The organism is Dactylosporangium sp. NPDC005572, from assembly GCF_040605515.1.
In the GTDB taxonomy this organism is placed as follows: Bacteria; Actinomycetota; Actinomycetes; order Mycobacteriales; family Micromonosporaceae; genus Dactylosporangium.
In genome coordinates, this window is the sequence record NZ_JBEXCY010000310.1 from 1 (window position 1) to 10,248 (window position 10,248).

The following is a 10,248-nucleotide window of genomic DNA, read 5'->3' on the forward strand; positions in this document are numbered from 1 at the left end:
TACTTCCTCTGGTTCCGCGGCGTCACGACCCTTCCGCCGGCCCAGGTCACCCTGCGGCCGGGCCGGGGCGGTGTCGCCGACGAGGTGGATGCGGCCGGCCAGATCGCGGGCCCGCTCAGCGTCGTCGGCCTGCATCGCCGCGACGAGCTTGCGCAGCGCCGAGCCCGCCGCAGCGCGGAACGGCGTGCCGTCGAGGCGCCGTAAGGCCACGGCCATCGCGACGGCCTCGTCGGGCGTCAGGTTGACCGGCGGCAGCGTGCGGGCCTTGTCGAGGCAGTAGCCGCCGGTGCGGCCCGGCTCGGCGTAGACCGGCGTGCCGGACTGCTGCAGGGCGCTGATGTCCCGCTCGACGGTGCGCACGCTGACCTCGAAGCGGCCGGCGAGCCACCGGGCGCTGCGCGGCCGCGGCGCGACGGCCCGCAACTCCTCGACCATGGCATACAGGCGATCCGTGCGATTCACGGGCCGAACCTACCGCTGGGGTACGACAGAATCCGGCGCATGGAGTTCTTCTGCTACCACCGCGATCGGCCCGGCTCGCTGGAGCTGCGCGGCGAGCTGCTGGAGGCGCACTGGTCGTACATGGACCGGTTCGCGGACGGGATGATCGCGCGCGGCCCGACGTTCGGCGGCGACGGTGAGACGCCGACGGGCAGCGTCCACATCGTCGACCTGCCGGACGTCACGGCGGCCCGGGCGTTCGCCTTCGACGAGCCGAACTATCAGGCCGGGGTGTACCGCGACGTGCTGCTGCGCCGCTGGCGCAATGCGCTCGGCCGGACGATGTGGGATTTCCCGCGCGGCGACGGCTTCCTGGTGCTCGGTCTCGGCGCCGGCCCGGCCGTCGACCTGGAGGTGCCGCTCCGGGATGACCTGATCGCTTACGGCCCACTGCTCTCCGACGACGGCGAGCAGTGGCTGGGCACCGCGGTCCTGGTGCGGGCGCCGGATCCGCAGGAGGCGCGGGCGGTGCTGACCGCGGGCCGCTACGCCGTCGTCGAGGTGCACGCCTGGACGTTCGGCGGCCGGAGATGACCCGGAGACAACAAAAGCGCGGACCGTCGCCGACCGCGCTACCATAACTAATTCGGAGGCTCGAATCAGCGCACGCTGAAGCCAGCCCCTCCAGTTGTCAAGGATACCAACGGGAGGCACGTTGTCAAGTCTGTCAAGTCCCGGCGCCGCGGAGCTCGCCGCGGAGCAGGGCACGGTGACGATGCTGTACGGCCGGCTCGACCGGCTGCGGGAGCAGGCGGCGCAGCGGCTGGCGGGGCTGCTGCGCGAGCCCGGCGGCACGCCGGAGGCGCGGTCGCAGCGGGACGCGGCGGCAGCGATGTACGCCGAGCGGGTGGCGCGCTACGACGCGGTCGAGCCGGGGCTGTGCTTCGGCCGGCTCGACCTGCGCGACGGCGGGCACCGGCACATCGGCCGGATCGGCATCTTCGACGACGAGGGCGACTTCGAGCCGCTGCTGGTGGACTGGCGGGCGCCGGCGGCCCGGCCGTTCTACGTGGCGACGGCCGCGCGCCCGGACGGCGTCGCGCAGCGCCGGCACATCCGCACCCGCGGCCGCACCGTCGTCGGGCTCGACGACGAGGTGCTCGACCTCGACCGGGCGGAGGCCGGCACGAGGGACCTGACCGGCGAGGCGGCGCTGCTCGCGGCGCTCACCGCCAAGCGGACCGGGCGGATGAAGGACATCGTCGAGACCATCCAGGCCGAGCAGGACCGGGTGATCCGGGCCGACCTCGGCGGGGTGCTGGTCGTGCAGGGCGGGCCGGGCACCGGCAAGACCGCCGTGGCGCTGCACCGGGCCGCGTACCTGCTGTACACGCACCGCGAGCAGCTCAGCGCCCGCGGCGTGCTGATCGTCGGGCCGAACGCGGCGTTCCTGCGGTACATCTCGCAGGTGCTGCCGTCACTCGCGGAGACCGGCGTGCTGCTGGCGACATTGGGCGACCTCTATCCGGGCATCACCGCGCGGCGCGCCGAGCCGGCCGCCGTAGCCGAGGTGAAGGGGCGGACATCGATGGCGGACGTGCTCGCCGCCGCGGTGCGGGACCGCCAGGTGGTGCCGGCGGAGGCGATCCCCGTCGACGTCTCCCCCGAGGTACTGCTGCTGCAGCCGGATGCCGTGGAGGCGGCGCGGCACCGGGCGCGGCGCTCGGGGCAGCCGCACAACGTGGCGCGACCGCTCTTCGTTGATGCGGTGCTCGGCTCGCTCGCCGAGCAGGTGGCGGAGCGGGTGGGTCACGACCCGTTCTGGGACGACCCGCTCGGCGCGGGCGACGCGCTCGACAGCCCGAACCTGCTCGACGCGGCCGACCTCGCCGACATCCGCGCGGACCTCGCGGCCGAGCCGGCGGTGCGGGCGGTGCTCGACGAGCTGTGGCCGGTGCTGACCCCGGAGGCGCTGCTCACCGGCCTGTTCGGGTCGGCCGACGCGCTCGCCTCGGCCGCGCCGCAGTTGAGCGCCGCCGATCGCGAGCTGCTGCGCCGGGATCCGGCGGGCGGCTGGTCGCCGGCGGACGTGCCGCTGCTCGACGAGGCGGCCGAGCTGCTCGGCGAGGACGACAGCGCGGCCCGGGCGCGGGCGGCGGCCCTGCACCGGGCGAGCCTGGAGTACGCGCAGGGGGTTCTCGACATCACGGCGGGATCGATGTCCTTTGAGCTCGAGGACGATCCTGAGGCGGCGGTACCGAATGTGGCGAGCGTGATGGACGCCGATGCACTGGCGGCCCGGTATGCGACCGGTGAGCGGCTCGGCGCGGCCGCGCGGGCGGCGGCCGACCGCCGGTGGGCGTTCGGGCACGTCATCGTCGACGAGGCGCAGGAGCTGCCGGCGATGGCGTGGCGGCTGCTCATGCGCCGGTGCCCGAGCCGGTCGATGACCGTCGTCGGCGACCTCGCCCAGACCGGCGCGCTGTCGGGGCCGGCGTCGTGGGGCGAGATGTTCGCGCCGTACGTCGCCGACCGCTGGCGCGCCGCCGAGCTCACCGTCAGCTACCGCACGCCGGCCGAGATCATGGACGTGGCCGCGCGCGTGCTGGCCGGCATCGACCCGTCCATCGTTCCGCCGCGCCCGGTGCGATCCAGCGGCGTCGAACCGTGGGACGCGACGGGTCCGCTGGAGCACCTGGCCGGGCGGGTCGCCGCGCTGGTCGACGAGCTCGGCGACGGCCGCTTCGCGGTGATCTCCCCCGCGGCACTCGTGCCGGTGCTGTCGTCGGTCCTGCCCGGCGTGGCCGTCGGCGACCAGCCCGACCTGGACCGAACGGTGGTACTGCTGACCGTCGCCCAGGCGAAGGGCCTGGAGTTCGACGGCGTGGTCGTCGCCGACCCGGACGGCATCGTCGCCGAGTCGCCGCGGGGCGCGAGCGACCTCTACGTGGCGCTGACCCGGGCGACGCAGCGGCTCGGCGTGTTCCGTCCTACCGGAACAGCTCCGACAGGGTGACCGGGCGGAGGCCCTGCGCTTTCAGGCCGTCCAGGATGGGCTGCAGGGCCTCGTCGGTGAACTGCGCGTTCGCCTCGGTGATGTGCAGGATGACGATCGAGCCGGGCCGCACCTTGCTCAGCACCGCGTGCACGATCGGCGGCGCCGCCGTGGCGCCCGGGTCGCCGCTGACGACGTCGCCCTGCACCACCGTCACTCCGAGCGGCGCCAGCGCCTGCAGCGCGGTGTCGTCGTAGCAGAGCCCCGGGAACCGGAAGTACCGCGTCTGCCGGCCGCCGTAGGGCGCGATGACGTCGAACGTGTGCGCCACGTCGCCCGTCATCGCGTCCGGCGCGATGGTCGGCAGGTTGTAGCAGGGGGACTTGAACGCCTGGTGCCGGTACGTGTGGTTGGCCAGCTCGAACGACGGGTTCGCGGCGAGCTGCCGGGTCAGGGCGGGGTACGTCTCGACCCACTCCCCCGTCAGGAAGAACGTGGCCGGGGTGCGGGTCCGCTCCAGGATGTCGATGACCTTCCGGTTGGCGAAGCTGACGCTCGGGTCGTTCGCCAGCCGCCGCAGCATCGAGTCGGTCATGTCGGCGTCGAACGTCAGCGCGACCCGGTTGCCGACCCGCGGCCCGTGCTCGACGACCGGCGGCACGGTGCCCTTGGCGGTGGCGCCGGGCACCCAGCCGTCAGACGGCCCGGCGCTGCCTGCCGCCCCCGCGCTGCCCGACGGTGCCGGGCTGCCGGACGGGCCGTTCGTCGGCGCGCCCGCGGTCACGGGATCGACGGCGACGGTCTGGCCGGGCTGCGCGGCTTTGCTCGGCGCGGTGCAGGCACCGACCGTGAGCACCAGACCGGCCGCCAGCATCAGGAGGGGGATTCGCACGCGCGCATGCTGCCAGACCCGCGCAAGTTCCGTTGTCCCGTGCGCGCTGCTCACGTGCCGGAGCGCCTTCCACGAGGATCAGTCCCAGCGCAGGTACCGGACGGCGAGGGCCCCCAGCAGTACCGTGAAAGCCACCATCACCCCCAGGTGCAGCGGCGTCGGCCACGCGCCGGACCAGGCCGACTGCACCGCCTGCGAGGCGGCACCCAGCGGGGTGAAGTCGGCGATCCGGCGAATCGTGTCGGGCATCACCGGGCCGGGCGTCCACACCCCCGCGAAGAACATCATCGGGAAGTACACCAGCGAGCCGACCCCCGACGAGGCCCTGGCGCCCGGGGTGACCGCCGCGACGAGCAGCGCCACGGCACACATCGCGCTGGCGCCGAGCGTGAACGCGAGGACGAAGCCGGCAAGGTTGCCCGGCGGCGGGACGTCGAAGACGGCGGCCGCCACCGCCCAGGCCAGAGCGCAGCCGGCGAGCAGCGCGCCGACGTTGACCACCAGCTGGGCACCGAGGAGCGCGACCGGCGAGACCGGCGTCGTGGACAGCCGGCGCAGGACGCCCCGCTCGCGATAACCGGACAGCACGCCGAGCAGGGTCACCATGGTCACCGTCGCGATGGCGAGCGTCATGGTGATCGGCAGGTAGATGTCGACGGGCCGCTTGCCGCCGAGGTCGTCGGTGGGGTCGCGGAACCCGGGCAGCGCCAGGCCGAGCACCAGAATGAGCAGGGCGGGGAAGGCGATGCCGAAGAAGGCGCCGACGGGCTCGCGGAGGAACAGCTTCGTCTCGACGCGGATCAGCTTGCGCAGTGCGGTCATCGGGGGCTCCCGGCGGCGGTGAGGGTGAGGACGGCGTCTTCGAGCGTGGGCCGCTCGACGCCGGGGACGTCGGCATTGGCGATGAGGGCGGCTGGCGTGTCGACGGTGACGACCCGGCCGGCCGCGATGACGGCGAGGCGGTCGCACAGCCGCTCGGCCTCGTCCATGAAGTGGGTGACCAGCACGACCGTGACGCCGCGGGCGCGGACCTGCCGGATCAGCTCCCACGTGTCGCGGCGGGCCTGCGGGTCGAGCCCGGTGGTCAGCTCGTCGAGGATCGCGACCGACGGGTTGCCGACGAGCGCGAGCGCGATCGACAGCCGCTGCTTCTGGCCGCCCGACAGCTTGGCGAACGGGGTGTTGCGCTTCGGGGTGAGGCCGAGCTCGTCCATCAGCGCGCGCCAGTCGGCCGGGTCGGGGTAGAAGGAGCTGTACAGATCGAGGGCCTCCCACACCCGGATCCGGTCCGGCAGCTGGCTCTCCTGGAGCTGGATGCCCAGCTGGCGGCGCACGGCGTCGCGGTCGCGGATCGGGTCGAGGCCGAGCACCCGCACCGACCCGCCGTCGGGGGCGCGAAGTCCTTCGATGCACTCGACGGTGGTCGTCTTGCCGGCGCCGTTCGGCCCGACGATGCCGAAGATCTCGCCCGCCTCGACGCTGAAGGAGACGTCGGCGACGGCCACGTGGTCGGCGTAGCGCTTGTGGAGGTTGCTCACGTCGATGACTGCCATGCCAACGACGCTAGGAATCGGCGGCGCTCGACACAGTGGAGCCAGGTACCGACTTGGGGTATAGCTAGGTACACCTCGAATCCGGGACTCCGCTCTACTGTGCCCGCGGCCGCGGAAGCGTTGAATCGAACCGTGATTCGCCTCGTGCTCGCCCCCGTGCTCGCTGTCGTCCGGCGCCTCGTCAGGCTGGCGGGCCGCGTCGGCGGCCGGTCAGACCGTCGGCCCGCCCGCGACCTCCTAGCGAGCGAGGGCGGCGAGGATGGTTTCGGCCTGCTCGCGGTGGCCGCGGGCGGTGTCGGGGCGGCCGGCGGCGTCCAGGGTGTCGGCCAGGTGGGTCAGGATCTCGGCCTCGTTGTAGCGGTCGCCGGCCGCGCGGACCAGCGTCAGGGCCTGCTCGTAGCAGGTCGCGGCCGCGGCCAGGTCGCCCAGGTGGTGGTGGGCGTGGCCCATGCTGTCGAGCGTGTTGGCGGCCCGCGCCTCCGCGCCGATGCGGTGCAGGAGGGCCAGGGCCTCCCGGGTGTAGTTCAGGTTCTGCTCGTGCTCGCCCAGCAGGCCGTGCTGCCAGCCCACCGAGTTCAGGGCCTCGGCCTCGCCCAGGGCGTCGCCGGCGGCGCGGTAGAGCGCCAGCGCCTGCCGGTTGTGGTGCAGGGCGTCGCGGTAGCGGCCGCGGTGGGTCAGGACGTTCGCCAGGTTCACGTGGGTGTGGGCCTGGCCGATCGGGTTGCCGAGCTCCGCGAACAGGGCCAGCGCCCGCTCCGCATGGTGGTCGGCCTCCTGGTCGTGGGCCAGCCGGCCGTACGCGCGCAGGAGCGCCCGGTGGGCCTCCGCCTGGCGGACCCGGTCGCCCGCCGCCTCGGCCGCGCGCAGCGCCGCGTGCTGGGTGGCGGCCCACTCGTGGTGGTGTCCCTGGCGGGCGAAGTACGCGGTCGACGCCCACGCGAGCGGCCACGTGTGCCGGTCCAGGCGGCGGCCGGCCGCGAGCTCGACCGCGGCGACCAGGGTTGCCCGTTCGGCGGCGAACCAGGCCAGCGCCTCGTCCGCGGTCGCCGGCGGCTCCACCTGCGCGCCGGGGGCGGGCGGGTCCAGGGCGATCGGCGCGCGGTGCGGCGTGAGCAGCATGGCCGCGGCGCGCGCGGTGTGCGCGTAGTGGTCCAGCAGGCGCTCGAGGGCGGCCGGACCGTTCACGTCAGCAGCGTCAGCAGCCGCAGCCAGTTCGCCGGCGTAGGCGCGGAGCAGGTCGTGCTGCGTGTAGCGGGCCGGGGCGTGCTCCGTCAGCAGGTTGGCTCTTGTCAACGTGGTCAGCAGCGGCAGAGCCTCCGCCGGCGGGACCCCGGCCAGGCTCGCGGCGGCCGGCAGCGACACGTCCGGGCCCGGGTGGTGGCCCAGCAGGCGGAACAGGCGGGCGGCCGGGGCGGGCAGCTGGTGGTACGACCACGAGAAGAGGGCCCGCACGTCGGTGCCGCGGCCCTCCGCCGTGAGCGCGTCCAGGCCGGCCTCGCGCAGCCCGGCGGCGAAGGTGGCCAGGCTGAACTGCGGGTTCGTCGCGGCCCGCGCGGCCACCACGGCCAGGGCCAGCGGCAGGCCGGCGCAGTCGGCGACGATCTCGTCGATGGCGGCCGGCTCGGCCGACACGCGGTCGGCGCCGATGCGGGCGGCCAGCAGGTGGCGGGCCTCGGCCGGGCCCAGCGCGTCCAGGATCAACGGCTCGGCGCCCTCCAGGGCCACCAGGTCGGCCAGGCGGCTGCGGCTGGTGACCACGACCAGGCAGCCGGGGCTCCCCGGCAGGAGCGTGCGGACCTGGTCGGCGTCGCGGGCGTTGTCGAGCAGGACCACCATCCGGCGACCGGCCATGAGGGTCCGGTAGAGCGCGGACTGCGCCGCCAGGCCGTCCGGGATGCGCGGCGCGTGCACGCCCAGCGCGTCGAGGAAGCCGCGGATCGTCTCCACCGGGCTCGCCGGGGTGCCGGTCGGGTCGTAGCCGCGCAGGTTGACGTACAGCTGGCCGTCGGGGAACCGGGCCGCGCGGCGGTGCGCCCAGTGCAGCGCCAAGGCGGTCTTGCCGACGCCGGCCATGCCGGAGACCGCGGCGATGACGACCGCGGCGGGCTGGGCGGTGGCCCGGGCCAGGGCCGCGTCCAGGCGGGCGAGCTCGGCGGACCGGCCGGTGAAGCCCGGCACCCCCAGCGGGAGCTGCGCCGGGACGGGCCGGCCGGTGGGGGCGGGCGCCGCGCGGGGTTCGTGGACGTCGTCGTCGAGCAGCTGCCGGACGGACTCCTCGTCGGCGGCCAGGACCGCCCGGTGCATGGCGCGCAGCCGCGGGCCCGGGTCGACGCCCAGCTGCTCCCCCAGTACCACTCGGGACTGCTCATAGGCGTCCAGCGCCGCCGCCGGATGCCCGGCGTGCCAGAGGGCCGCCATCAGCAGCAGCCAACCGGCCTCGCGCAGCGGCTCGGCCAGGGTGTGGCGGCGCAGCTCGGCGACCACCCCGGCGGGCCGGCCGAGCCGCAGCCGGGCCCGCGCGTGCTGTTCGACCACGGCGAGGCGGCGTTCGGTCCATTCGGCGCGGGCGGCGTCGAGCTCGGGGCCGGTCGGCAGCCCGTCGAGGGCGCGGCCCCGCCAGGTCGCGAGGGCCGCCTCCCAGTGCTGCGCGGCGCCGTGCGGGTCGCCTGCGCGCCAGGCCGCGTCGCCGCGCTCGGCCCGGTCGGTGAAGCGGTGCGCGTCCACGGCGTCGGGGTGCACGCGCAGGACGTAGCCGCCGTCGCGGCGCTCCAGGCTGCAGTCGTCGCCGGCCACCGCGCGGCGCAGGCGGCTGAGGTAGGTGGTGACGTTCGCGCCGGCCGAGTTGGGGGCCGTCACCGGCCAGACCTCCTCCACCAGGCGGGCGGGGGTCACGGTGCGGTTGGCGTGCACTACCAGCAGCGCGAGGACGGTGCGCTGCTTCGGGGTGCCGAGGTCGAGCACGACGTCGTCGCGGCGCAGCTCCAGCGGGCCGAGCACGCGGACGTCGATCTTCATCCGACCCTTCTACCAAACGTATCGGATTCTTATCGAGCCGGTTCGTACAGTCCCCGGGGCCTGCGCCTACGGGGAGGCGCCGCGGGCGGACACACCGTGACGCGGCGCCAGGCGCAGGCCTCTCACTCAGGCCGTGCAGGCCGCGTACAGGTTGCGGGAGGCAAAGATCGCCGAGCGGAGGTCCTGGAGGAGCTCGGTCGTGCTCAGCGGGCGGTGCCACTCCTCCATCGCCTTCGCGTCGATGCCGACGGTCTCGATGCCGCAGCCGTACCGCGCGCCGAGCAGGCGGACGGCGTCGCAGTGCTGGTGGCGGACGTAGGGGTCGTTCGTCACGAGCAGGACCCGGTCCGAGGGCGCCGGCGGGCCGATGTGCTCGGCCCAGCCGATCAGCGTGTCGGCGGTGTTCGCGCGCTGGCCCGGGCGGGTCGAGGCGGCGGCCAGCACGTGGACGTCGCCGACCGGGCGGGCCGGCCAGGTGCGGTGCCACCACCCGTCGCCGTGGTGCTCGGTGGTCGGGCCGGGCAGCTGGAGGTACCGCTGAAGCCCCATCATCACCATGTCGGCCTCGGTGTCGACGGTGCCGAGGCCCAGGCGGACGGCCTCGCGGTCCTCACGGTCGTCGCGCCGGCGGAGGCTGCCGAGCCCGGCGACCGTGCGTGTGTGGAGGCCGTCGGCCAGCAGGCGGGCCGTGTAGTCGACCCGCCCGAGCGTGATCCGGATGCCGCCGCCGAGCACGACGACGTGGTCGTAGGCATCGCGCGAGGGCTGGTCGCGGCCGCCGAGGCCGAGCTCGTGGATGAGGGCGCGCAGCCGGCCGTCGAGCTCCGGGCCGTAGTCGACGCGGGCGGTGTCGAAGCGCTCCTTGACGCCGCCGCGGAAGTCCCACACGGCGGAGAAGCCGGCCGCCCACTCCAGCACCTCGGCGGGCGGGGCGTCGGGCAGCTCACCGTCGAAGTGCGCGGCCAGCTCGGCCAGTTCGGGCGAGGTCACCCAGGCCGCGATCGACGCTGCGACCGCCGCCCGGTCGAGGCCTCCGGGCTCACACGGGGGCAGAGCGAACGGCACCCGGGAAGCCTACCCGCGGAGCACGGCCACCGCGGCGCGCAGGCCGGACCGGAACCGGTCGTCGAGCCAGACGACGTCGTAGTACGAACCGGCGCACACGACCCGTTCGTCCCGTTCGGCCAGCTCCGTCAGGCCGGGGACAGCGCCGGCCGCGCCCATCTCGACCAGCAGGGCCACGGCGCGCGGGTCGGCGTACCAGCCGGCGGCCGCCGCCAGCAGCGGCGACACCAGGCCCGCCGGGTCCACGCCGTGCCGCCACAGGGCCCGGGCCGCGTCCACCGGCGCCC

8 protein-coding genes and 1 pseudogene are annotated in these 10,248 nt (G+C 75.0%); 2 read left to right on the forward strand and 7 right to left on the reverse strand.

Translation table 11 applies throughout. The features are described from left to right. On the reverse strand, window positions 1-462 hold a 462-nt coding region (locus ABZS66_RS57755), incomplete at its 3' end, for an HTH domain-containing protein (RefSeq protein WP_354772885.1). A gap of 39 nt (window positions 463-501) precedes the next feature. Here ABZS66_RS57755 and ABZS66_RS57760 point away from each other — a divergent pair. Then, window positions 502-1,035 carry a YciI family protein gene (locus tag ABZS66_RS57760; protein ID WP_354772887.1) on the forward strand — a complete coding sequence of 178 codons (534 nt, stop codon included), beginning with the start codon at window positions 502-504 and terminating at the stop codon, window positions 1,033-1,035. A 181-nt stretch (window positions 1,036-1,216) separates the two neighbouring features. Next, the gene (locus tag ABZS66_RS57765; RefSeq protein ID WP_354772899.1) at window positions 1,217-3,457 is read left to right on the forward strand and encodes an ATP-binding domain-containing protein; all 2,241 of its coding nucleotides are present in this window, start codon (window positions 1,217-1,219) and stop codon (window positions 3,455-3,457) included. Here ABZS66_RS57765 and ABZS66_RS57770 read toward each other — a convergent pair. The 6 genes and pseudogenes from ABZS66_RS57770 to ABZS66_RS57795 form a co-directional block, all read right to left on the reverse strand. Next, window positions 3,432-4,328 (reverse strand): polysaccharide deacetylase family protein, encoded by an 897-nt coding sequence (locus ABZS66_RS57770; protein ID WP_354772889.1) that lies wholly within the window; start codon window positions 4,326-4,328, stop codon window positions 3,432-3,434. The genes ABZS66_RS57765 and ABZS66_RS57770 overlap by 26 nt on opposite strands. A gap of 78 nt (window positions 4,329-4,406) precedes the next feature. Beyond that, the gene (locus tag ABZS66_RS57775; protein ID WP_354772891.1) at window positions 4,407-5,150 is read right to left on the reverse strand and encodes an ABC transporter permease; all 744 of its coding nucleotides are present in this window, start codon (window positions 5,148-5,150) and stop codon (window positions 4,407-4,409) included. Then, window positions 5,147-5,881, reverse strand: a complete 735-nt coding sequence (locus tag ABZS66_RS57780; protein WP_354772893.1) for an ABC transporter ATP-binding protein — start codon at window positions 5,879-5,881, stop codon at window positions 5,147-5,149. Before ABZS66_RS57780 ends, ABZS66_RS57775 begins: the two co-directional genes overlap by 4 nt. Before the next feature lie 237 nt (window positions 5,882-6,118). After that, window positions 6,119-8,896, reverse strand: coding sequence for a BTAD domain-containing putative transcriptional regulator (locus ABZS66_RS57785; RefSeq protein ID WP_354772895.1), 2,778 nt, complete (start codon window positions 8,894-8,896; stop codon window positions 6,119-6,121). A gap of 126 nt (window positions 8,897-9,022) precedes the next feature. Beyond that, entirely contained in the window at window positions 9,023-9,961 is a 939-nt protein-coding gene (locus ABZS66_RS57790) for a hypothetical protein (protein WP_354772897.1), read from the reverse strand. Window positions 9,962-9,970: 9 nt separating this feature from the next. Beyond that, window positions 9,971-10,248 (reverse strand): annotated as a pseudogene (locus ABZS66_RS57795) (hypothetical protein); the annotation flags it as partial.

Coding starts and splice junctions, on each gene's coding strand:
- ABZS66_RS57760 (WP_354772887.1), top strand. CDS start 502: ATGGAGTTCTTCTGCTACCACCGCGATCGGCCCGGCTCGCTGGAGCTG.
- ABZS66_RS57765 (WP_354772899.1), top strand. CDS start 1,217: ATGCTGTACGGCCGGCTCGACCGGCTGCGGGAGCAGGCGGCGCAGCGG.
- ABZS66_RS57775 (WP_354772891.1), bottom strand. CDS start 5,150: ATGACCGCACTGCGCAAGCTGATCCGCGTCGAGACGAAGCTGTTCCTC.
- ABZS66_RS57780 (WP_354772893.1), bottom strand. CDS start 5,881: ATGGCAGTCATCGACGTGAGCAACCTCCACAAGCGCTACGCCGACCAC.
- ABZS66_RS57785 (WP_354772895.1), bottom strand. CDS start 8,896: ATGAAGATCGACGTCCGCGTGCTCGGCCCGCTGGAGCTGCGCCGCGAC.